Annotated in this window: 25 protein-coding genes; 18 read left to right on the top strand and 7 right to left on the bottom strand. The window is 35.0% G+C overall.

The genetic code is table 11. The annotated features are described in order from the left end of the window. The first annotated feature begins 18 nt into the window (after positions 1–18). From WA340_RS13415 to WA340_RS13390, 6 genes are all read left to right on the top strand, one after another. Entirely contained in the window at positions 19–870 is an 852-nt protein-coding gene (locus WA340_RS13415; protein WP_085767714.1) for an RteC domain-containing protein, read from the top strand. 347 nt (positions 871–1,217) lie between these two features. Next, positions 1,218–1,502, top strand: coding sequence for a helix-turn-helix domain-containing protein (locus WA340_RS13410; RefSeq protein WP_085767713.1), 285 nt, complete (start codon positions 1,218–1,220; stop codon positions 1,500–1,502). A gap of 3 nt (positions 1,503–1,505) precedes the next feature. Continuing rightward, on the top strand, positions 1,506–2,258 hold the full coding sequence (locus tag WA340_RS13405; RefSeq protein WP_085768267.1) for a hypothetical protein: 753 nt from the start codon (positions 1,506–1,508) through the stop codon (positions 2,256–2,258). Beyond that, entirely contained in the window at positions 2,242–2,904 is a 663-nt protein-coding gene (locus WA340_RS13400) for an ATPase (RefSeq protein ID WP_336129450.1), read from the top strand. The genes WA340_RS13405 and WA340_RS13400 overlap by 17 nt, the downstream gene beginning before the upstream one ends. Further along, positions 2,867–3,703 (top strand): DUF6577 family protein, encoded by an 837-nt coding sequence (locus WA340_RS13395; RefSeq protein ID WP_336129449.1) that lies wholly within the window; start codon positions 2,867–2,869, stop codon positions 3,701–3,703. The genes WA340_RS13400 and WA340_RS13395 overlap by 38 nt, the downstream gene beginning before the upstream one ends. Positions 3,704–3,727: 24 nt before the next feature. Beyond that, entirely contained in the window at positions 3,728–4,777 is a 1,050-nt protein-coding gene (locus WA340_RS13390; protein WP_336129448.1) for a nucleotidyl transferase AbiEii/AbiGii toxin family protein, read from the top strand. A 33-nt stretch (positions 4,778–4,810) separates the two neighbouring features. On the opposite strand, the gene WA340_RS13385 is transcribed toward WA340_RS13390, so the two are convergent. Genes WA340_RS13385 through WA340_RS13375 form a run of 3 tightly spaced genes read right to left on the bottom strand, consistent with a single transcriptional unit; the run spans position 4,811 to position 6,606 of the window. Then, positions 4,811–5,551, bottom strand: coding sequence for an ImmA/IrrE family metallo-endopeptidase (locus WA340_RS13385; RefSeq protein ID WP_206735960.1), 741 nt, complete (start codon positions 5,549–5,551; stop codon positions 4,811–4,813). A gap of 34 nt (positions 5,552–5,585) precedes the next feature. Beyond that, on the bottom strand, positions 5,586–5,930 hold the full coding sequence (locus WA340_RS13380; RefSeq protein ID WP_336129447.1) for a hypothetical protein: 345 nt from the start codon (positions 5,928–5,930) through the stop codon (positions 5,586–5,588). Beyond that, on the bottom strand, positions 5,917–6,606 hold the full coding sequence (locus tag WA340_RS13375) for an RNA polymerase subunit sigma (protein ID WP_336129446.1): 690 nt from the start codon (positions 6,604–6,606) through the stop codon (positions 5,917–5,919). Before WA340_RS13375 ends, WA340_RS13380 begins: the two co-directional genes overlap by 14 nt. Before the next feature lie 146 nt (positions 6,607–6,752). On the opposite strand from WA340_RS13375, the gene WA340_RS13370 reads away from it, so the two are divergent. The 4 genes from WA340_RS13370 (at position 6,753) to WA340_RS13355 (ending at position 9,935) form a co-directional block, all read left to right on the top strand. Further along, entirely contained in the window at positions 6,753–6,878 is a 126-nt protein-coding gene (locus WA340_RS13370) for a hypothetical protein (RefSeq protein ID WP_255505958.1), read from the top strand. A 327-nt stretch (positions 6,879–7,205) separates the two neighbouring features. Next, a complete protein-coding gene (locus tag WA340_RS13365) occupies positions 7,206–8,444 on the top strand; it encodes a nucleotidyltransferase domain-containing protein (RefSeq protein ID WP_147865222.1) in 1,239 nt (412 codons plus the stop codon). Continuing rightward, positions 8,441–8,929, top strand: a complete 489-nt coding sequence (locus WA340_RS13360) for a hypothetical protein (RefSeq protein WP_147865223.1) — start codon at positions 8,441–8,443, stop codon at positions 8,927–8,929. The genes WA340_RS13365 and WA340_RS13360 overlap by 4 nt, the downstream gene beginning before the upstream one ends. Continuing rightward, positions 8,910–9,935, top strand: a complete 1,026-nt coding sequence (locus WA340_RS13355) for a CBASS cGAMP-activated phospholipase (protein WP_147865224.1) — start codon at positions 8,910–8,912, stop codon at positions 9,933–9,935. The genes WA340_RS13360 and WA340_RS13355 overlap by 20 nt, the downstream gene beginning before the upstream one ends. Before the next feature lie 97 nt (positions 9,936–10,032). Here WA340_RS13355 and WA340_RS13350 read toward each other — a convergent pair whose 3' ends face one another. Continuing rightward, positions 10,033–10,680, bottom strand: a complete 648-nt coding sequence (locus WA340_RS13350) for an N-acetylmuramoyl-L-alanine amidase family protein (protein WP_147865225.1) — start codon at positions 10,678–10,680, stop codon at positions 10,033–10,035. Between the two features lie 189 nt (positions 10,681–10,869). Here WA340_RS13350 and WA340_RS13345 point away from each other — a divergent pair, with 189 nt between their 5' ends. The 8 genes from WA340_RS13345 to WA340_RS13305 all read left to right on the top strand — a co-directional run bounded on the left by WA340_RS13345 (position 10,870) and on the right by WA340_RS13305 (position 18,113). Further along, complete coding sequence (locus tag WA340_RS13345) at positions 10,870–11,157, top strand: hypothetical protein (RefSeq protein WP_121666330.1); 288 nt, start codon at positions 10,870–10,872, stop codon at positions 11,155–11,157. 308 nt (positions 11,158–11,465) lie between these two features. Then, on the top strand, positions 11,466–13,862 hold the full coding sequence (locus WA340_RS13335) for a TraG family conjugative transposon ATPase (protein ID WP_336129445.1): 2,397 nt from the start codon (positions 11,466–11,468) through the stop codon (positions 13,860–13,862). 10 nt (positions 13,863–13,872) lie between these two features. Next, entirely contained in the window at positions 13,873–14,454 is a 582-nt protein-coding gene (locus WA340_RS13330) for a conjugal transfer protein (RefSeq protein ID WP_085767703.1), read from the top strand. Between the two features lie 2 nt (positions 14,455–14,456). After that, the gene (locus WA340_RS13325) at positions 14,457–15,299 is read left to right on the top strand and encodes a hypothetical protein (protein ID WP_092205816.1); all 843 of its coding nucleotides are present in this window, start codon (positions 14,457–14,459) and stop codon (positions 15,297–15,299) included. An 11-nt stretch (positions 15,300–15,310) separates the two neighbouring features. Continuing rightward, positions 15,311–15,925, top strand: coding sequence for a conjugal transfer protein TraK (locus WA340_RS13320; protein WP_092205817.1), 615 nt, complete (start codon positions 15,311–15,313; stop codon positions 15,923–15,925). Positions 15,926–15,977: 52 nt separating this feature from the next. Next, on the top strand, positions 15,978–16,907 hold the full coding sequence (gene traM / locus WA340_RS13315) for a conjugative transposon protein TraM (RefSeq protein ID WP_274639508.1): 930 nt from the start codon (positions 15,978–15,980) through the stop codon (positions 16,905–16,907). Continuing rightward, a complete protein-coding gene (locus WA340_RS13310) occupies positions 16,904–17,734 on the top strand; it encodes a DUF4138 domain-containing protein (protein WP_274639507.1) in 831 nt (276 codons plus the stop codon). Before traM ends, WA340_RS13310 begins: the two co-directional genes overlap by 4 nt. 7 nt (positions 17,735–17,741) lie before the next feature. After that, the gene (locus WA340_RS13305) at positions 17,742–18,113 is read left to right on the top strand and encodes a hypothetical protein (protein ID WP_034260987.1); all 372 of its coding nucleotides are present in this window, start codon (positions 17,742–17,744) and stop codon (positions 18,111–18,113) included. 8 nt (positions 18,114–18,121) lie between these two features. Here the strand turns inward: WA340_RS13305 and WA340_RS13300 are convergent, their stop codons facing one another. The 3 genes from WA340_RS13300 to WA340_RS13290 form a co-directional block, all read right to left on the bottom strand. Beyond that, positions 18,122–18,361 (bottom strand): LexA family protein, encoded by a 240-nt coding sequence (locus WA340_RS13300; RefSeq protein WP_274639506.1) that lies wholly within the window; start codon positions 18,359–18,361, stop codon positions 18,122–18,124. 75 nt (positions 18,362–18,436) lie between these two features. Next, complete coding sequence (locus tag WA340_RS13295; protein ID WP_121666344.1) at positions 18,437–20,521, bottom strand: ATP-binding protein; 2,085 nt, start codon at positions 20,519–20,521, stop codon at positions 18,437–18,439. After that, positions 20,521–21,792, bottom strand: a complete 1,272-nt coding sequence (locus tag WA340_RS13290) for an SIR2 family protein (protein ID WP_121666345.1) — start codon at positions 21,790–21,792, stop codon at positions 20,521–20,523. The genes WA340_RS13295 and WA340_RS13290 overlap by 1 nt, the downstream gene beginning before the upstream one ends. Positions 21,793–21,803: the final 11 nt, after the last annotated feature.

Genomic DNA, 21,803 nt, shown 5'->3' with positions numbered 1-21,803 from the left:
TCTAAAGCCCCAAATATTTTGCATAAGCTGATTCATAAAATATTAGATAATTACAAAGAGGAAATAAAAGCAGTTGAGGAATCTAATCTCAACGATTTCAATAATGTTGAACAAGGTATTTCCATTTCAAGACAATACTTACAGAAACTGCGAATCTGTGTAAGGGAAAATGAATTTCAAGACAAACAAAATGAAATCATATTCTTTAAAAAGCACAAACCTTATGTTTATAGCAGATTGAAGTTTTACGCCAAACTCTACAATTTTTTAATAAACAGACCTGCCGGCACCATAAAATCTCAACAGGAATTTATCGATTTAGAAATAAATAAACTACAAGAAAGCAATCGGCGAAATATAGATTTTATAAAATATTACAGGGAGGATTCTGAACTTTTGGATGAATTCTATTTTCTACGAGGAAACGATAAAATCAGTCTGGTGTCAAACACATCTCATTTTTATACCGATGCAGAATTTTCCACAAGCCACGATAATGCAATTGCCAAAATTATGGCCTACGATTTATTAATCAGTCATTACGTAGAAGAGTTAAGTTATTTAAGGGATCTGTCAAACGGTGTACCGAATAAGCTGAATACTTTATCAAATGGCGAGCGACTTGGATGGACAGCCTCAAAAACAGACCTAATTGAATTGATTTATGCCTTACAGGCTTCAGGAGCGATAAAAAGTGGTACGGCTGGGATTAAAGAAATGGCTTCGGCTTGTGAAGACATCTTTGAACTAAAACTTGGAAATGTATATAGAACTTTTCTCGAAATTAGAGAACGGAAAATTGACCAAACCAAGTTTATCGATAGACTGAAAGCAACACTTTTAAGGAGAATGGAGGAAACGGATGGATAAAATCCATTTCGCTTAAATGTTAAATTTCTTCCCAAGTTGGGTACTACTTGGGAAAAAATAAAATTAATTTTAGTTATTATCATTTGGTTTATACTATTTTCAGGACAACCACTAAACAAAACTAATTTAAACCATTGAAAATGAGTATATAAAAACACCCAACTTGGGTATGACTTGGGATTAATATCCAATAAATCATCCCAAATTTGTAGAACGAAAGTCAAATCGACAGATTCACGAACACTTTTTTATTAAAATACTAAAGCTCGTGAGTTAAATCAAGTCAGGGGCTATTAAATTAGTTGAAAGCGATAATGATAGCCCCTTTCTTTTAAAACCGTTCTATTATGCCAGCAAATATTATTACCACAGACGATCTTCGAGAATTTAAAATAGAATTGCTCGATGACATTAAAAACCTTCTTTCCAAACAAGCCACTGGAAAACTCAAAAAATATCTCAAATCTTCCGAAGTTATGGACTTGCTTCAAGTCAGTCCAGGAACATTACAGAATCTTCGCATCAACGGAACATTGCCATACACCAAAGTTGGGGGCATCATCTACTACGATGCCGAGGAAATTCAAAACGTGATGACATCAAATCGTGTACAGCATAAGCTAAATTCTTAAATGATGAACTACATAAAGCTACTTAATGCGGCTTTTGAAAAGTTCTTTTTTGATGACCGCCTCAATCCAACGCATATAAGTCTCTATATGGCACTGTTCCAAGAATGGAACAGTAGCCGATTTGCAGATGAATTTTATGTGAACCGTCGAGAATTAATGCGTGTAGCCAAGATTGGCTCAAAATCCACTTACCATAGATGTGTGACAAACCTTGATTCTTGGAACTATCTCACCTATTTTCCTTCTAATAACCCTTACAAAGGAAGCAAAATCAAGATGGCCATTATCGGTACAAGTGATGAACCGGATATGGGACGGTACGATCCCATATTAGAACAGCTTGCGGAAGAGTACCATCCCATCCGTGAACCTGTTGTGGGACAGCACCGTCCCAAAAATGGACAAGTGGTGGACTCAAACCGTCCCGTGAGTGGACAAGCATTGGTATCTACTATAAACAATACCAAACAAGTAAACAATCTAAAACAACCAAAGGGCTGGCAGGCCGTTATTGATTTTTTTATTGAAAAAGGTTTTAATGCTGATGAAGGAAAAAAATTCTTCGAGTATTATGAAACTCGGAATTGGCAAACGAGCGATGGAAAAGAAATTCGAGATTGGCGAGCCTTGGCCACTAACTGGATGGGCAGGACAGAGTTATATGCCAAAGAAAACAAACCAAACAAAAAACAAGCGTCCCAAATCAAGGACAACTTGCGAACCACTAAAAACAAAGATTATGGACAACCCCTCTAAAATCACCGAAGGTGGCGTGGAATATTCGCTTGGCAAGTTTGACGGCAAGAGTGTTCTCTACGATTTTGACAAAATCCTGATTTACCTGAATGCCAAGGGAAAAATGCTCTTTGGAAAAAATTTCCGAATCTACGATGAGGACACGGCTATCATACGTAACCTCTGCCATTATTTCATCAAGGACAAAGAGAACTGTGAAAAGAACGGAATTGATATCGACAAAGGTATTTTACTTTCTGGACCTGTAGGATGTGGAAAAACCACCTTGATGAAATTGCTGCGCCATATCGTTCCAATGCAACGACCTTATGAAATGATTCCTTGCCGGAATGTAGCGTTTAGTTTTAACCATCTCGGTTTTAAAACCATTGAAGAATATGGTAACTCCAAATTTTTCTGTTTTGATGATTTGGGCGTAGAGCCAGCTGGTCGGTTTTATGGAAAGGATTTAAACGTAATGGGCGAAGTGCTCTTATCTCGATACGAGCTTTACCTACAGACAAAGGGTAAAATAAAAACCCACGCAACCACCAACCTCAATGCCGAAGAATTGGAAGAACGCTACGGAAACCGTGTTCGTAGCAGAATGCGGGAACTTTTTAATTTGATTGCTTTTGATACAAAGGCTACGGATAAACGGAAGTAATTGCTATTCACTATTAAACTTTGGCAAAAAATGTGTATTTTGCCAAAGTTTAACTCAAAATATCATTGTTCTGGAACAAACTATTAAAGATAAAATACCAACATACTTTGTTGACCAGCAAGCTATTTCAAAAACCAGTCTGGTAGAGCTTATTCAGAAAGATTTTCCAACCTTAAAGGAAAGTTCTATCACTGTGTATTTGTCTAAACTTAAAAAAGAAGGTGTGTTAAAAAACCCATCCAGAGGTATGTACGCTTTAAATGGTAAGGATAGATTTATTCCAGTTATTGACACCAAATTAAAACGACTGTACAATAAAATAAAAAAAGACTATCCATTCATTGAATTCTGTGTATGGAACACTTTATGGTTAAACGAATTTATGCGCCACCAACCATTTAAGTTTTACACCATAATTGAATTGGAAAAAGATGTGGCACAGTCCATTTTTTACAAGTTGAAAGACCAGGGTAAAACCGTTTTTATAGAACCAGATGCTGAAACATTTGAACTGTACATTCATAATAGTGATGACGTAATAATCCTTAAACAATTGGTATCCGAAGCACCTTTAGCCGAAATCGAAAATATCGTTATCCCATCCCTTGAAAAATTGTTGGTCGATATGCTTATAGACACTAATTTATTTGGTGCACAACAAAGTGAATTGGAATTTATTTACCGATCGGCATTCGAAAAGTTTGAGATAAGCAAAAGTAAAATGAAACGCTATGCTCACAGGCGCAATAGAGAGATGGAAGTTGAACACTTAAGCAATTTAACTTTGGCAAATAATTAATTTTATTGCCAAACATTAATTTTAATGATTAAAGAAACAACATATCAACCAGAGTGGATTTACGAAGTAAAAAAAAGACTAGGTAAAAAGTATGACCCAAAACTTATTGAAAAGGTTGTCTATGCCTTATTGTTTTTGGAACAACTTAAAATCAACAAACTCGATTTTATTTTTAAAGGTGGAACTGCATTATTGTTGGCAACAGAAGAACCTAAAAGATTTTCAATCGACATCGATATTATTACCGAGCAAAGCCAAAGCGAAATAGAATCTGTCCTTGAAGTTATAAGCAAGGAAATCGAAGCGTTTATACATTGGGAAGATGACAATGACAGAAAGCACACGCCAGATGCACCAGTTGATCATTTCAAGATGTTCTACAAAAGCAATGTAGATGGACGGGTTGAGCCAATTTTACTGGATGTGCTATACACGCCAAATCCTTATCCTGAACTTACTGAAATTCCTATTGCTCACAACTGGCTTCAAACACAAGAGGAAATCACAACAGTAAAAATGCCAACGTTTGATGCTATTTTAGGCGATAAACTAACTGCTTTTGCACCAAAAACCACAGGAATTTTATACAGCAAAGAAAGACCAGTTGAAATTATCAAACAGTTATTCGACGTAGCGTTTTTAATGGATAATATTTCGGACTTGGCAACAGTCCGTAACAGTTACACAAAAGTAGTTGCAGAGGAAATAGCGTTTAGAAAATTAGACATAACCTCAGAACAGGTTTTGGAAGACACCCGAGAAGCGTGTTATGTTCTTTCTACTCGTAACACTAAATCTAATGAGTTTAAACATCTACAAACTGGAATAAGCAATTTTACCAATTTTACATTGGTAAGGTTCAATATTGAAGAAGCCATTACAGCTGCTTCAAAAGTTGCATACTTATCTGAACTGATTAAGGCTGATAGTGATAGCGAAATCGAAAGGTTTACAAATCCGCTTGACGTTAAAGATTGGTTGATTGAGAACCCTCAATTCACCAAGCTAAATAAATTGAAAAAGAGCAATCCGGAAGCGTTTTTTTATTGGTTTAAGGCAATAACTTCACGTTAAAAGCTCATATTTATTGAGGCTTTTTTGAACACACTATTCTTCCCAAATGATGCTAAGAGCTCTACCCTTAAAAGTAATACAATGCTCAAAAAATTTTCTTTGAATATTGCCTTCCTTAACGTAGTTGAAAATATCAACTGCCCAAATCTCTTCTTTTTTGAACAGGTTATCAGTAATGTTCTTAAAGTATTCGCCCATTACTGTATTTGGTGCCACCTTGTTTTCATATAACAGGTATTTGTAGGGAAAATGTTCGCTACAATATTTCCAACGTATTTTTCCATTCTCGCCATAGACAATCATAATATCGTGATTTCCTATATCTGCAAACCTGAATGCACAGGCAGTCCTGCTGACTTTATACTCGTCCTTCAAATAATCTACCAATTCAATACTAAAGGTTTTACGATAAAAATCTTTTGAGAACCTTTCTTCTGGCATCAGCAAACAGGATGCAAAAAAATCCGCCTCTCTTTCAATTTGGTTAAATTGCTTTTGGTTAGTTCTAGACGGATGTGGTTCTAACAGTCCTTTTTTCAATCCTATCCTGTGAGAGTCAATGTAGTAGTGTCCCAGCTCGTGTGCTAACGTAAACCTTCCTCTTGCAGAATCTGGTCTATTACCCAAATCGGTATTTATGTGAATATAAAACTTTCCATTATCATAGAAAGTCATTCCATCAAAGGTGTTCTTGCCGTAGCTGTCATAAAATACCGATAGACCTTCATCATCTAATATTTTGTCAAGAGGCGTTGTCTTTTCTTCATATTCCAATGCAATACTTTCTGCTAGTTCCTTTATGCTTGGTCTATTCCGAATCACTAGAATCTTGATTGTGTTTTTTTCGCATCTTATCTATAATATGTTGAGGCAATTCTTTCTTTCCTTTTCTTGCGACCATTCTTAGGCTTTCAATTTCCTCAACTACATCTTCTTCAAACATTGTTATGACTTTTGGCTCTCTATGAAACGTATTATTAATTACGTCAATTGGGTTAATAGATTTATCATCCAACTTATAATCATAATCTTCATATAATTTATTGAACCTATCTAGTTCAAGTTCATTACTAGGGAATAAAAACCCTGTTGAACCTAACCAACTGTCCAATTGAGCTGTTTCAATTAGTTCTATTTTCTTAGGCTTGGCCATTATTCATAATGTCTAAATAGTTAGTAACGTGTCTATCCGCATCGCCGTAATAGGTGTTCACGGATTTTTGGGTTAAAGAGAGTTTATCTCTAAGCAGTTTTGTAATTGTTCTTAGCACTTTTTTACCTTCCTTTCGATAAGCTCTATAAGTAAAATAAATGATTCGATGCTTTTCAGATAATCGGGTAAGAGCTCTTTCAATGGTTTTAAGTTTTGCCACAACTACCCTTTTTGCCTCAGCGTCGTCTGGTATGTCAAACTTTGCCAACAACTCATCTGCATTTCTAACCAGGCTTAAATCTTCTTCTTCAGTAGGCTCTGCACAAGTGTTCTTTTCGCCATATTTAATTATTTGGGTGTATAAAATTCGATACATCCAAATAAGTATTCCCTTATCCAAATCTCTCGCTTTGGACTTGTCTTTGTCAAATGTTGGGTATTTCCAAACTCTGGCAAAAGTACAATGAGCTATTTCCAAAGCCACCACCTCGTTATATCCATACTTATTGCAGTAAATCTCGGACTTACGTTTCAAATCTTTCTCAAATCGATAACAGAATTGCACAAAAGCGGCTCCTGCCTCTTTTGGAAATTCATCTTTAAAAGAAATATAATCCAGCAGGTCAACGCTAGGTAGTTTTTCAAAATCTATGTCCTGATTAGTACTTGTATTCATCTATATACCAAAACGGATATATCTATAATGGTATATGAGTGGACAGCACCCATAAAACCTTTGATTAAACAACAAAATGCTATAAGTAAATAATTAATAATGAAAATCAAATATAAAAAAAGTAAGTTCAACTAAAAATTAAAACTATGGCTAAAGATTCATCTGGTAAAAAGTTCAATAGAATTCCTGAGCACAAAAGAAAAGTAGGCGGAAAAACTATTATTATCAAGGAACACATTAGAAGTAACCGGAAAGACAGTAAAGGAAAGTAATGAGCGAAAATCCACAGCTCTGAATGGATATTGTTTAACCTAAAAATTCATTTTTATGAATAGTATTAATTTCTCTAAAGGAGGACTGAGTGTATGTCGTAAGGGCAATTGTGTTAATGTGAGTGGAGATATGGCAAAAGCCGTAGTCTTTCGTATTGCAACACTCGTTGTTATAAATGGCATAGCTTCAATATTAGAGCAATCTAATTAGAAGATTGATTGTGGTGATTTTGTAAGCAGAATTACCACAATCAAAATTTATTAAACGGTCAATCTGTCACAAGATATGAATGGCTTAATAATTGAAATTTTAAAATAAAAATTATTATGACTGAAGAATACAAAAAAGAAGTGATTGAAATTTTGGAAAATCTGGGAAAGCAACTAGATATTTCTGAAACTCAATATAATGAAGCTGTAAAAAGTTACGAAGCAGTTGGTGATTGGCTGTCTAAAGAAGGCTCGCCACTTTATCCATATAACCCAAGGATACTTCCTCAAGGTTCCTTTATGTTGGGCACAATTATAAAGCCTATTAACGATGAAGATGATATTGATATAGACCTCGTTTGTAAACTGAAAGGCAAACCAATTTATTGGACACAAAAACATTTAAAAGATACTGTTGGAAATAGACTCAAAGACCATTCTACCTATAAGGAAATGATTGAGGATAAAGATGGTGGTCGAAGATGTTGGACACTTGATTATTCAGACAATGCTAACTACCATATGGATATTTTGCCATCCATTTCAGATAAAAATTTTACGGTTCTACTTAGCGAATCCTTTAACAATAGCCAACGCATAGATACCAATAAGCTGGCAATTCGCTTAACCGATAAGGAAGAGTATAACTATTCTACCGAAACGGACACAGAATGGTGGTTGAAAAGTAATCCTTTCGGCTATGCCAAATGGTTTTATCAAAGAGCCATATACAGTTCAACAAAAATGTTCGCTCTGAGCGAATCTGTTGATCCTGTGAAGCCATACCAAAAAGAAAAGATGCCCTTGCAACGTGTAATTCAGTTATTAAAACGCCATAGGGATATTATGTTTTGTTCAGATGAACTTGATAGTGAAAACAGGCCCATTTCTATTATAATTACCACTTTAGCTGCCAGAGCTTATGACAGAAGCGAGAACATCGTTGATGCTTATGTTAATATTGTGAGCACAATGCGTGGCTTTATAGATACGAAACTGAATCCGAAGACAGGCCGTTACGAAAGATGGATAAGTAACCCTGTCAATGATGAGGAAAATTTTGCAGACAAGTGGAGCGATGTTCCTCAAAAAGAAGAATATTTCTATAAATGGTTGGATAAATTGGAGGAAGACCTCGAAACAATCAAATACAGCCAAGGAGTCGGCCTACAACGATTGAATGAATCCTTTTCAGTACAATACGGGGACAAGGTCGTAAATAAAGCTTTTGCCGACTATGGCGAAAAAAATAGAGTTCTAAGGGAATCTGGTTTGAGAAAAATGGCAGGAAGAACAGGTCTTTTAGGGTCGGTTGGCACTTCAATACCAAACCATAATTTTGAAGGTAATTTATGAGCAAATTTTTTAAGACAGACAGGAAAAGAAAAGTAAAAGGTATTCTCTCAACTGAACAATTGAAGAGGATAAAAAAAGTATTTCCAGAAATCAGGGTCTTAAAAAGCGGATGGGATAATTTTGAAATCATTGTTCAAATTCAACCCACTGCTATAAGCGAGTTATATGACGTGAAAGTTGTTTATACGGAAAACAAATGGGTAAAAATTTTTGTTGTCAATAAAACATTGGAAATCGCAAAAAGCAGAACAAAACTGCCTCACGTTTATAACAGCCAAAAGCAGCAGCTATGTCTTTATTCGCCATCTAAAAAAGAGTGGAATGCGCACAATTACATTATTGATACAATCATTCCTTGGATAAGTGAGTGGCTATACTACTATGAATTATGGTTGCCCGAAGGCAAATGGTTTGGCGGTGGTCATAATGAATACCCTAATGAGAACAAAACAAATATCTTGATAAATGAAGAATACAAAATTTAAAATATTGTCGATTGATGGCGGTGGTATTAAAGGTGTTTTCCCTGCATTGTTCTTAACACTTTTAGAAGACGAATTGAAAAATCGCTCTGATGGCAAAACTAAAATTTATCAGCATTTCGACTTGATTACAGGAACATCAACTGGTGGCATTATTGCTATTGCATTAGCCTTGGGGATACCTGCAAAAGAAATATATCAACTTTATTTAGATAATGCCAAGAAAATTTTTGGCAGCAAAAAACCTTTTTTCATTGGTCAAATCCTTAATTCAGCACACGAAAGAGAATTTTTGGAAAACCTTGTTCGTGAAAAGTTCAGAGATGCAAACAATGGAATTGAACCAAGGTTTGGCGATTGCAAAACAGATGTTTGTATTCCTATCTATGATTTGATACAAGGTAACCCAAGTGTGTTAAAAACCAAATATCATCCAGCTTTTGAGCGAGATTATCACATTCCGGCTTATCAAGCTGCTATGGCCACTTCTGCCGCACCTACATATTACGACCCATATACCTCAGAATATATTGACCTTAATGGCACACAAAAAGATTTTGCAAACAAAGTTGATGGTGGTATAATGGCAAACAACCCTACATTAGTAGCGGTTCTAGAAGCCTTAAAGGCTTTTAAAGTTGAAATGTCTCAGCTCGAAATCCTTTCACTTGGAACTGGATATAAAAAGCTTACCGATGGTAATTCCCGTAAAAAATGGGGTTTGCATTATTGGATGGTAAAGAATAGTAGAAAAAGGCTTATTGACTTATTTATGCAAAGCCAATCACAATTAGTTGCAAATTACATAAGCCTGCTTTACCAAGGGATAGACAGAAGTGAAAAAGATAATCCAAATTTTGTCTATGACCGGATAGATGTTTTGTTGAACGAGGATAATAATATCGAAATGGACGAATCTGACAGAATTAAAATTAAGAATTTTGCAGAATTAGCATCTATTGAATTTCAACACAACAGGACTACTATTCTGAAAAATCACTTTTATTAAATACTATATTACTTTTTCTTTGCTTTAGGTCTAAGTTCTTTAAATAGTATGATGATAATTTGTTTTATAGTAGCAATTATTTCTTCTGAAAATTCTTTCATAATCCAGCATTTAAATAGTTATTCAATTCCATTAAAATAATCAATGCCATAGTTCTGAGCGTTTCAGGTTTTCCTAGATAAAAGCTCTCATCCCAATTACTCAAAAAACCCAATTCCAAAAGCACAGAAGGACAATCGCTAATTGTTTCCCGCAACACCTGAAAATTGGCGAACTTCACACCTCTACTATCATATCCTATAGCTTTGCAGAGCGTTTTTTCTATTTGATAGCCGACAAAAACAGATTCTTTAGAATACTTCGCTTGTTTCTTTGAAGCATAAACTTCTACTCCTCTAGCATTTGGATTATCTGAATGATTGCAATGCAACGACACAAATAAATCAGCTTTTAGAATTTTAGCAAGTTTAGTTCTATCCGAGAGCGAAATAAGCGTATCCTTATATCTGGTCAAATAAATATCTAAAGGTTTTTTTAATTCTTTGTTTAGCTTCAAAATGGCAATCGCTATATCCATTACGATGTCCTTTTCTTGGATTTTATTTATTCCTATTGCTCCAGTATCTTTTCCACCGTGTCCAACATCAATTACAATTCGTTTTTGGGTTGTGGTTTCCTGCCCAAAAATGAAGCACATTTTTAGAAGCAAAATCACAAAACTGACGTTTTTGAGCACTTTTTTCATTTTCAAGTTTTGGGTTATTAACAATTCAACTTCTAAAAATCATAAAATTTGATACCAAATAACAATAACGGAATTCAAACAATATCAAATAATATTTTATTCACAAATATTTGATTTTCAGTTATTTGTGAGCAAATATATGTAAATTTCCAATAACAAAAACAACACAAAATTTTAAACCGTTACGTTATGAAAAAATCAATCTATCTAGCAACTTTTCTGTCTTTGCCCTCAACATCGCTATTCGCACAAATTGGTGGCATTGAAGATTCCGTAAATGATGTAGGTGATACTATAAGAACCATCTTTCCAATTCTGCTCGGTGTCATTTTTCTAGTTGGTTTCCTCTTTAATGCAGGACATTTCTTTGGTGAGAACGCAGATTTAAAAAAGGGAATTACCAGAGTTTTGGTATTTGTCCTTATTGCAGGTGCAGTAGTAGGCATCTTCACATACCTAATCGGAATCGTAGTCTAAGTCGCTAAGCGACATTCAGTAATCAATACATTGGCTTATGAAAAAATTCGAGGTTTATAAAAACATTAGGAAACGGGCAGTCATTTTTGGGCTGCCCATTTCCCTGTTTGCATTAATGATGGTTTCCATTCTCGCATCCCTTTTGGTCATTATTTTCTCTTTCAGTTTTGGGATAATTATAGGCATACTGGTTTTTAACGCTGCCCTATATATTGCGTTGACAAGAATTACCCATAACCCTCAGCTATTTCAGACGGCTAACGCCTTCCCACAAATCATTAGTAACAAAAGAAATTCTGGCTTCGATTATGAATAAGATGAACCTTTCTGCATATCAACCCATCGTGGAAATTCAAGACAATATCGTTTTTGCCAATAATGGTAATGTGATAGTGTGTTATGAAGGTAACCTACCTGAAATCTATTCCTTATCGGAAAAAGACTTTGAGGATATGCACGGTGCCTGGTTTCAGGCCTTAAAATCTTTGCCAGTTGGTACGGTTGTTCATAAACAGGATATTTATTTGAAGAAATCATATACCTCAGAACAACTTCCGAATTCAACCTTTTTAGAAAAAGCTACACACGAGCATTTTAAAGGTCGTGGGCATATTGAACATAAATGTTATCTGTTCTTTATTCTGACTAAAAACAAGGCACTCAACAATTCCAAATACGTTAACCCTTTCCGAAAGGTTTCAAAGGGAATCGTTCAGGAACTGGACGATAACGTAAAAAGCTTTGCCAACTCGGTAAGCGATTCCGTTTCTTTTATCAATAATAGCCGAAAAATGGAATTTCTACCACTCAATGCTGAGAAAATTCAGAAACTAACCAACGGTTATTTCAATGGTTTCAACGAAGGCTTTGATACAGATATTATACTTGAAAAGAAAAGCGTCAATATTGGCGAAAACCATTTTGATGCCCTGGCCATCAACAGCGAACTGTGCTTTGGCGAAAGTGTGCAGAGCAGCAAAACCAATGAGAAATTCACTTCAGACGATTTTGTGTTTCATCAAGGGTTTATTGATGGCTTAGGGCTTACGCTTAACGAAAATCATATTGTCAATCAAATTCTATATCTCGATGACAAACAAAAGTGGCGCAAGCTGCTCGATAAAAAAGTTGAAGAATTGAATAAAAGTTCCAACTTCGGTTCGCAGAACAAAGTGATTCTGGGTAAAATCCAACATATTCTTGACCAAATCAATGCCGATGATAATGCACGGATTATTCGTGGTCATCTCAATATTGTCTATTGGGCAAAGGAAGCCAAAAAACTGGACAAAATCACATCCAAAATCAAGACCGAATTTAAGGAACTGGATATCATCCCATATTATCCACGTGGCGAAGAGCGTAAAAACTATATTCTTAATAGTTACTGCTGCTTTTCTTCCAACTTTTCAAATAACGATTTATATGTAACAGATTTAAAGCACGCTCTGTGTCTGTTCATTAACAATACCAATTACAAATCCGATAACACCGGAATCATCTTCAATGATAGAGAACATAACATTCCAGTGCTAAAAGATGTTTGGGATGAAAAAAAGAAACGGATAAAGGCACGGAATTTTGCCATTTTTGCACCAACAGGCGAAGGCAAATCCTTTTTGGCAAACAATATTCTGCGCCAATATTTTGAAAGTGGTGTACGGTTGGTCATTATTGATTTAGGTGGTTCTTACACCAAATTCGCCAAGCTCTATCCTGAAAAATATACGGTTCTCAGATATGAAAGCGGTAAAAACTTAGGCATCAATCCATTTTACATCAGCGATGTTAAAGACTTGACACCTGAACGTTTGGAAGACCTATCTGTTTTCCTTTTTGAACTGTTCGCTTCAGATTTAAAAGTTACAAAAGCACAATCAGTCTCGGTTAAAAAGATATTGCGTCACTATTATAATAACACCTCAGAAAATCATTCGTTAGATGGTTTTTACAGCTTTATAGAAAGGAAACAAAAAGACCTTTTAGATACCCTAAAAATCCATCCCGACTACTTCAACATAACGAGCTTTTTGCACGTAATGTCCGAATATGTCGGCGATGGTCTATACAGCTTCCTTTTTGAAGTAAGCGAAGACCAAACCTATAAAATCGAAGATAAACGATTGATTGTTTTTGAGCTCGATGAAGTCAAGGACAATAAGGAAATCCTGTCCGTAATGTTGAAGCTGATTAAATCTGCCATCCAAAGAACCATTTGGAAAAACCGTGCTGAAAAAGGCATTATCTTATTTGATGAGTTTGCAAAGCAACTGAAGTTTGAAAATGTACTGGAAAGCGTGGAGTTCTACTATCAAGCCATCCGTAAACAAAACGGTGCGATTGGGATTATTCTACAATCCATCAATCAGCTTCCAAACAATTCCACTTCAGCGAGTATTTTGGAAAACACACAGGTTATTTACAGCTTGAATAATGAAAAGGGATATGATGAATTAGTAAAAAGGCTCAATCTATCCAGTCACGATTTAAACCAACTAAAGTCTATTAAAAACAATCTTTCCGGCCCACGGAAATACACCGAAATGTTCATCAAAATCGGTAGGGAAAGCAACATTTTCCGGTTAGAAGTGCCAAAAGAAGTTTATGCGGCTTACTTAACCGATGGACAGGAAAATGAGGAAATTATGAAGCTCTACGACGAGCATTACGATATGGAAAAAGCAATAATTCAATTTACATCTTAAAACAAATATTATGAAGACAAAAATCAAAATTTTAGTAATGACCGTAGCCCTGACTTTATTTATGACAAGCAAAGCTACTGCCCAAGGAATGCCAGTGTATGACAACACCAACTTTATCAGCTTGGTAAAATCCTTGGTAGAATCTGCCAAACAGACGAGCCAACTTATCAAGTCTGTGAAATTTCTGAAAGATGCAAAAGAAGCCATCGAGAAAGTATCGAGTGTGGTACAACAGCTTAATGCTGTCCAAGAAATTGCAGACAACAATCAACGACTCATCAATGTAATGCAAACCGATTTGCAGGATATTTTGAATTCGCCTTACATCAAACCCGATGAAATCAGTAGAGTGGTGGAATCCTTTGATGCCATTGTACAAAACTCATTGGAAACGGTTGATTTTATTGACGAAGTTCTGTCTAGCGACTACCTAAAAATGAGCGATGCCGAACGTGCAAAAGTACTCAAGGAAAAAGAGAAGGAATCAAAGCAAATGGTGTCCAGCATCACAACCAAAACCAAACGCTATCGTGATATTATTTCCTTCCGAAAGATGCAGGATAAAGTCAATAATCGAGAAACAGACTATTAATAATGACCGCAACCATACTTTTAGGGATTGGGTTGGAATACATCGATACGGTGTTCCAGACCATACAGGCAAGCAACTTTTCACAATATACCATTGCAGGAATGAAAACACTTGCTGTCCTGTTCTTTTTGATCAACATCTTAAAAAAGTATAATGAAGGCATTGCCGATAAGGACGGTTATACTTGGGGCTTGAGTCCCGGCGAATTGGCAAAGAATTTTGCCATCGTCCTTTTAGTAATATTTTCAACGCAGGTGTTAGGATTCTTTGATGGGATATTGGTAGCCATCGAGGGACAGTACAGGGGAACAGCACCTGCGTTACTTCCATTGCAAATGCAGGATATTCCTTTAGAGGAAGATGTAAGTCTTTTTGATGCTGCAAGTTCAGCGATGACGCTTTTGTACGAAGCATTGGTAACACCGTTGTATGGCTTTAAAATATTAGCATTTATCTTAAGCACCATTCTTTGGATTCTCGACCTATTTATATACCCTTTATTTTTAGCCGAACGCTTTTTCCTGTTGGGAATAATGCAGGCATTTTTTCCATTGGTTATAAGTTTAGCGGTTTTTGAAAAATTCCGTTCCCTTGCTTATACATTTTTCAAATTATATGCGGCTGTATATATGTTGGTGCCTGCCTTCTTTCTGGTCAATGTATTTATCAATGCTATTTATACGGAAATCAATACCAATTTTTGGACAAACCTTTTCGGAACCGATACAGGTCAAGGCTTTTTTGCACCTGTCGTTCAATTAGGTTCTGTGGCTTTTATCGTATTCCTAAAATTCAAATTGTATAAACGTGCCACATCTTTTACGCTCAGATTATTTACCAACTAATTCAATTCAGAATGAAAACACCATACAAGAATATCTACAACGTATTAAAATTAAACCGGTTTATCGTTTTGGCAGTTTTGGTCCTAGCATTACTATCCAGCACCTTCGCTTTATGGATGGCATATTCCACAAATCAAAAAGCACTAAATAGCGCTTTTGCCATAAATACCGATGGCAGCATTATTCCGCTGAAGCTCGTAACCCAAAAAGAAAATTTTAGGGTTGAAGCCTTGGCACATTTAGACTTGTTCCACAATTATTTTTACAATATTGATGCGAGTAATTATGAAAGTAATTTAAAAAAGGCACTTTGGTTGGGAAACAGTTCTGTGGACAACCTGTATCGTCAGAAAAAAGCAGATGGTGTTTACAACCGTCTCTTACAATATTCGCTTGTGCAGAAAGTGTTGAGCATCGATTCGCAAATAGAAGAACAAAACGGGACGTATGTTTTTAGGACGGTTACTGTTTTTGAAATCAATAGAGGTTCTATAATTGACACTTACGAATTGGTTTCCACTGGAAACCTTATTATGGTGGATCGAAATTTTCCCAACAATCCACACGGACTTTTAATTACCAATTATTTTGAGAACACCCTTAAAAAACTAAATGATAAAAGTTGAGCCGACCTGCCTGACGGTAGGCTGGTAATCGGCATTTAAAAAATATACTCTTATGAAAGTAGAAAAAAACAAAATAGTATTTGCAGCTGTCTTGGCAGTGATTTTCATATTTCTCATTTCCTATTCTGTAATGGTTATGGGCGATGATGTAAGTGAAACGGAAAGCCTGCAACAAACCTTAGTGCCCGATTTGGATGAAAACCAAAAAGAATATGAATCTAAATTAGATGCCATTAATGATTTGAAGGAAGTGCGCGAAAACAATGCACCCAGCATCTACGATGAAAAACTGATTGATTCTTTGGGTTTTTACGACCCAGACTTGCCGGAACGTGAAAAGGAACGCATCGTCGATAGTATTTATGATGCCGGAAAGATTCAATATTCCGAAAAACGCTATCGGAATTTTGGAAGGAAAAGAGTAGCTCAAACGAAAACTTCAACAATTGATTCCGCTGAAATAAAAAGAGAACAAAAAATCGAAGCCAAAGAATTAGGCTTGGAACATCAATTGTTCTTTGCCGCTTCCCCAAAACCCAATGAAGTTTCAATCATTGGTAATACAGATGAAACTATATACGTGGTAGTAGATGGCGACCAAGTTGTAAAAGCGAATACCAGATTGCGAATGCGCCTGACTAAATCCGCTTCGATTAATGGTAAAAAAATGCCTAAGAATACACCTATTTTCGGCTTCATAAGTTTTCAGCCTAATCGTGCGCTCATTGAAATTGAAAATATTAAGCATCATCCCACGAAGCTCAAAGCATTCGATTTATCTGATGGTAGTGAAGGTATCTATGTACAGAACAATTTTCGAGCAGAAGCCACCACTGAAGTCTTGGACGATATTATTGGCGATATCAACATTCCTACCGTACCACAAGTTGGTGGTATATCCAAAGTACTCAGACGTAACAACCGAAACGTAAAAGTTACGGTATTGAATAATTATAAATTAATTCTAAAACCTAAATTATGAGAGCAACAATTTTAATATTTGCGATACTGATTTCCGCTTTCGCGAAAGCGCAAACAACTACAGTTCTCGATACCCTATATGCCAACGACACCAAAAACGTTGCATTATTCTTCCCTGAACCTATTCGGCAAGGAATAACCGGTTCAGATAATTTTGTATTTACTTACAATCGTGAAAAAGAACAGTATTTTGGACTTCTTCAGGCAAAGCCTGGGAAGGAAAGTAATCTGTTGGTAGTCAATAGAAATGGTTCAATTTTTTCGTATATTGTAAGATATAAAAAACAGCTATCTAAGCTCAATTATTTCATTCCGCTATCAAGTAGTATCGGAAATGAGAAACCAATTAAGGTCGATTCGATTCTTGCTGAATCTTCTGAAGAACGTGTAGATAATAGAGCGTATTACTATCAAAAATTCTGCTCGTATCTTCTTAACAGAAACCAGCGTATTGGTCGGATTAAGAAGCGAACGCAAGGCATTGTCTTGACTGTTGAAAATGTTGTTTTTGATAAGGAAGAACTCTACTTCGTTATCCAGATTGAGAATAATTCTACTTTGGATTACGATTTGAATTTCTTAAACCTTTCGATTGAAACAAGACAAAAAGGGAAAAGAAAATCGTTGCAACGCCTGTATCAAGAACCAACGTACAAACACAATCTGCCTTCAAAAATTGCAGAAAGTGAAACTGTGCGCTTCGTTTATGTATTGCCCAAATTTTCATTATCTAATGACCGTAGGGCGATTTTAGAATTGAATGAAAAGGATGGCGAACGAAACATTGAACTGAAAATATCACATAGATATATCAATAACCCAAATTAAGAATATTATGAAAAAAATTGTCGTTTTCTCGCTCGTACTGCTGTTCCTTTCTTGTGCCGATTCTGATACTAAAATTTCGGGACCAAGTGCCACAGCCCAAATCGTCATCGAAAGCTTTTATGAAAAAGATGAGGAAGCTTTAAAAGCCAACTCAACACCACAGGCATATTCTAATTATATGAATACTATAAATATGTTCAATGCGACGGTAAAGGATGATTCAAACTTTACAGTTTTGCAGGATACGATAATGGGTGATGTGGCTTGGGTAAAATATACTACAGCCTATGATAAGACACCGGGTCTTTTTAAACTGGTTAAGCAAAATGGCAAATGGTTGGCGGATGCGAGAGGCTCAAAGGATAAATCGCCTTTTTAAAAGGATACTTACTGATTTTTTTCGAGATTAATTTCCCAATAACCTTGTGTGCCACCGTGGCGTTTTATAAACCCTTTGGTTTTGAGCGCATTTATATGTTTGCCCACAGGGGATTCATTGATGCCTAAAGCTTCAGCTATTTCAGTATAAGTAATAGTAGTATTGGTTGCAATGAGTTTAAGTACTGCTTTTTGTCTTTTAGTAAGTTCATCTATAGCATCTATTGCACCACCTATTACACCACCCATTGCACCACCTTTTTGACCATCTACTCGACCTCCTTAATTTTATCTGAAAATCGACTTTGATGTAGCGTTGGCTCTTTATTCTTCCTCATCTGACATTTCGACGTTTTCTGTTAATGAAAATCCTTTTTGTCTAAACCAATTTTCACTTATTCTATTATTATCACTTTTCGGTAACGGTTTTGCTTCGTGAACCTTAAAAGTTGTCGGAAGATTTACCGAATGACCAAAAATCAAAGCGTGTTGAGTCGGAATAGATGGCATTCTCCTCAAAATTGTTTCGGAAATATGCGGTGTAATTTGTCGAATATGTGCAAGGTCTTCTGGATTTTGTATTCTGTGGACTATAAAATTACTGCATTGAGATAATACTGTTTTAGATAATTCACTTGGTCTTTGTGATGAAACCAAAAGTAACAGTCCAAATTTTCTCCCTTCTTTAGCAATTGAGTCAAAAATCTTATTTGCTTTAAGGAATGTTCCCATTGGATTACGTGAAATATATCTATGAGCTTCTTCCAAAATTAGATTTACTGGATATGAATTTCGAGGATTTATGTCCTTAACACTTTCATAAATAATACGAGATATAACACAAGATATTACTTCCACAATTTCATCTTCTACTGCACTTATGTCAATAATAGTTATTTGACTAGTTTTTAATTTTTGAGCTTCTACTTCATTTAATCCAATCAAACTGTTTTTATACTCACTTATATTGCCATCATCTTTTTTTAGAAAATTGAAATCCGTTCTGTCCTTGATACTTTTTACCCTTGTAATTAACGAAGAACAATAATCTCTAATATGTCTATTTCCGTGTGCTTCTTCATATAATAGAGCTAAATCGAGAGCATCTTCTATAATGTCAAATGTGAATTTTTGGTACTTTTCATAAGAAGGCATTTGAAATTTTTCTTGAATAAAAAGTGATAAACCATCTCCGTTAGTTTGCTCAAGGAAATAGTGTAATTGTTCAGTACCTACAATTACTCCAAAATGAACATATAAGCAGTTTCTTAAATTAAGTCTAACGTTTTGATTCCCAATACGTACAGAATTATGCTCTGTACCATCTTGGTCTATAAAAGTGAATTCTGTTGTTAATGATATTTCAGCTGTATTGAATTTTTGAAGTATCGATAATATCCTATCGGACTTTGATGGACTGCTAGTTTCATCTCTTAAAATCTCACTTATACACGTTGCTAAAATATGATTTTTGAGTTCATTGACATTTTCTCCAATAGAAAAAACAGATGCTAAACCTAGTGCATTTCTTAATATTGGTATTTGAGTTTTTTCTGTTGCTTGAAGAAGTAAAGCCCATTCATCAATAGTCAAAAACCAATGAGGTAGTGTAAATTCTTTTACATCCTTGTCTGAACTCCCTATACAGAAATTTTGCACTTCAATATCTGTGTTTTCAGATACCTCACTAAAAGCCTGTTTGTATTCGCCATTTACATCAAACACAATGAATGTACTTCCTACAGCACTATGATTTGATAGCTTATAAATAGACTGAAGAATTGAAGAAATTGTACAAGATTTACCACTTCCTGTATTTCCTAAAACAGCAGAATGACCAGCAAAGAATTTATCTATGTCAATTTTAACTTCATAATCTGGGAATATAGTGGAAGTACCAATTGAAAGCGTTTTATATCTTCTCTTTTCACAATCACATTTTTCTTTGTGTTCGCTAGATTTTTCACAAACTATCTCAATTTGTTCCTTAACATTAAAAATGGCATCAAGCTCTTTTTCTTTTATGTAAAGAACGTCTGTATATAATGCAGGATAAACGCTAACTCCAAATTCAAATTTATAATAATCTGGATTTTCATCAACTGGTTTTAGTGTGCCAATAGGAAGTATTTCTAGATATTTACCAGTAGTGCTTTTACTTAAAATTTGTTCTTTAGGATTACTAAAAGGTACATTTAGCTCTTTTTCTCGAACTCCAGATACTTCCGATACTATAAAGTAATTTTGATAGGGTAAAACAACGTAGCTGTTAAGTTGAGCAAAATAATGGATATCATCAAATCCACTAATGTTAAAATTATCAATTCCACTTAATAGTTCAACAGTAAATCTGTCTGAATTTATTGCTACTACTTTACCAATAACTCTTTGTTTATCTTCTCTATTCATTATCTTGGAAATAGAGTTTTTATAGCATTATCGATTTTGTCATCAATTTCGTCATTACTTAAGTCCGGTAATATTTGCTCAATAAAACCTTTGAAATAATGTAGACTTTCTCCGTTTTCTAACTTACCACCTACAATCCAGATTCTTGGGTCATTTAGTGATTTTAGTTTTTTGATTTCTTCACTTTTAGCAAAATCTCCAAACACGATTAATCGGAAAGACGGTATTGTAAATGCTTGATAAATAAGATTGTTTATATGCTCATCACTAAAGCTATATCCAAGAGAAATAAGTATGTTGTTATTTCTCATTAGTCTTTTCTGAAACTCTCTAAACAAATCTGAATATGGACTTCCCATACTTGCATTTTGTTTTAGAGGTGTAGGATGTATCATTATAACATCCTTTTTTTTGAGGTTTTCTAAACTTGTTTCTTGAATTTCTCTTACTCTAAAAAGTTTTGTTTGTTCCTCGTCCTGAACCCAGTTTATAGAACCGTGTATTTTGTATAGGTAAATGAAATTATCAATAACACTCCATTTACCTTGTGATAAATCCATTTTTTCAGCTAGTGCATAATTAAAAATGGTCGGATTAAAATATTTTTTTATGCCACCTGAAAATCCATTTACGTAATGTATTCCCAAACTGTCAAGTGCGATTTCAGAGTATAAATCATAATTTGTTGTAAATATGCTTGGTTTTGGAAGATTTGCATTTCTGTACAACAGTTTGCGATAAAACATTTTATAAAGATTTACTAAATCTATGTCGTCTTCATTACTACGTTTAGTCTCATTCAGACATTGTTCTAAAAGGAAATTTCTTGCTTTATCTATAATCCCTTTGACCTTATTAAATTCGTCGGTTCCATTTTGATTGGTGGTTTCATAAAAATATATAAGACTGTGAAGCGTACCTAAAAAAGTTTCTAAATTGTTTTGGAATGTGGTTGACGTAATATCAAGTTTTACATCGTTTTTCAACCAATTTCGTTCATCTTCTATCAGAATGTTAGCATAAAAATTTGTAGCAAGAGGTGCCATTGTTGGTATACCTATTTCTTCCCATTCTTCATCTTTATTCTGAATTTGATAAGAGGAACAGCCAGAACCCAGAAGAAAGGACAGGTTTTTTCCATCAAGAACTTTATTGAAAGAATCTTGTATTTTATTTAGAAGAGCCGATTCACTTTTTTCGTCTGATTTGTCTTTTATTTTCTTTAGAACTTCTTCGTTTCCTTTGTAAAAATATAATTCAGATTCTGCCATTAATAATTTTT

Source organism: Mesoflavibacter sp. CH_XMU1422-2, from assembly GCF_037029245.1.
Taxonomy (GTDB): Bacteria; Bacteroidota; Bacteroidia; order Flavobacteriales; family Flavobacteriaceae; genus Mesoflavibacter; species Mesoflavibacter zeaxanthinifaciens.
Note: the sequence above shows the minus strand (reverse complement) of the source record. Positions and strands in the feature narration are given on the sequence as shown.

What these genes read in the sequence shown, in the direction of transcription:
- WA340_RS13410 (WP_085767713.1), top strand. Translation starts at nt 1,218, where the DNA reads ATGCCAGCAAATATTATTACCACAGACGATCTTCGAGAATTTAAAATA.
- WA340_RS13405 (WP_085768267.1), top strand. Translation starts at nt 1,506, where the DNA reads ATGAACTACATAAAGCTACTTAATGCGGCTTTTGAAAAGTTCTTTTTT.
- WA340_RS13400 (WP_336129450.1), top strand. Translation starts at nt 2,242, where the DNA reads ATGGACAACCCCTCTAAAATCACCGAAGGTGGCGTGGAATATTCGCTT.
- WA340_RS13390 (WP_336129448.1), top strand. Translation starts at nt 3,728, where the DNA reads ATGATTAAAGAAACAACATATCAACCAGAGTGGATTTACGAAGTAAAA.
- WA340_RS13380 (WP_336129447.1), bottom strand. Translation starts at nt 5,930, where the DNA reads ATGGCCAAGCCTAAGAAAATAGAACTAATTGAAACAGCTCAATTGGAC.
- WA340_RS13375 (WP_336129446.1), bottom strand. Translation starts at nt 6,606, where the DNA reads ATGAATACAAGTACTAATCAGGACATAGATTTTGAAAAACTACCTAGC.
- WA340_RS13370 (WP_255505958.1), top strand. Translation starts at nt 6,753, where the DNA reads ATGGCTAAAGATTCATCTGGTAAAAAGTTCAATAGAATTCCTGAGCAC.
- WA340_RS13365 (WP_147865222.1), top strand. Translation starts at nt 7,206, where the DNA reads ATGACTGAAGAATACAAAAAAGAAGTGATTGAAATTTTGGAAAATCTG.
- WA340_RS13360 (WP_147865223.1), top strand. Translation starts at nt 8,441, where the DNA reads ATGAGCAAATTTTTTAAGACAGACAGGAAAAGAAAAGTAAAAGGTATT.
- WA340_RS13355 (WP_147865224.1), top strand. Translation starts at nt 8,910, where the DNA reads ATGAAGAATACAAAATTTAAAATATTGTCGATTGATGGCGGTGGTATT.
- WA340_RS13350 (WP_147865225.1), bottom strand. Translation starts at nt 10,680, where the DNA reads ATGAAAAAAGTGCTCAAAAACGTCAGTTTTGTGATTTTGCTTCTAAAA.
- WA340_RS13345 (WP_121666330.1), top strand. Translation starts at nt 10,870, where the DNA reads ATGAAAAAATCAATCTATCTAGCAACTTTTCTGTCTTTGCCCTCAACA.
- WA340_RS13335 (WP_336129445.1), top strand. Translation starts at nt 11,466, where the DNA reads ATGAATAAGATGAACCTTTCTGCATATCAACCCATCGTGGAAATTCAA.
- WA340_RS13330 (WP_085767703.1), top strand. Translation starts at nt 13,873, where the DNA reads ATGAAGACAAAAATCAAAATTTTAGTAATGACCGTAGCCCTGACTTTA.
- WA340_RS13325 (WP_092205816.1), top strand. Translation starts at nt 14,457, where the DNA reads ATGACCGCAACCATACTTTTAGGGATTGGGTTGGAATACATCGATACG.
- WA340_RS13320 (WP_092205817.1), top strand. Translation starts at nt 15,311, where the DNA reads ATGAAAACACCATACAAGAATATCTACAACGTATTAAAATTAAACCGG.
- traM (WP_274639508.1), top strand. Translation starts at nt 15,978, where the DNA reads ATGAAAGTAGAAAAAAACAAAATAGTATTTGCAGCTGTCTTGGCAGTG.
- WA340_RS13310 (WP_274639507.1), top strand. Translation starts at nt 16,904, where the DNA reads ATGAGAGCAACAATTTTAATATTTGCGATACTGATTTCCGCTTTCGCG.
- WA340_RS13305 (WP_034260987.1), top strand. Translation starts at nt 17,742, where the DNA reads ATGAAAAAAATTGTCGTTTTCTCGCTCGTACTGCTGTTCCTTTCTTGT.
- WA340_RS13300 (WP_274639506.1), bottom strand. Translation starts at nt 18,361, where the DNA reads ATGGGTGGTGTAATAGGTGGTGCAATAGATGCTATAGATGAACTTACT.
- WA340_RS13295 (WP_121666344.1), bottom strand. Translation starts at nt 20,521, where the DNA reads ATGAATAGAGAAGATAAACAAAGAGTTATTGGTAAAGTAGTAGCAATA.
- WA340_RS13290 (WP_121666345.1), bottom strand. Translation starts at nt 21,792, where the DNA reads ATGGCAGAATCTGAATTATATTTTTACAAAGGAAACGAAGAAGTTCTA.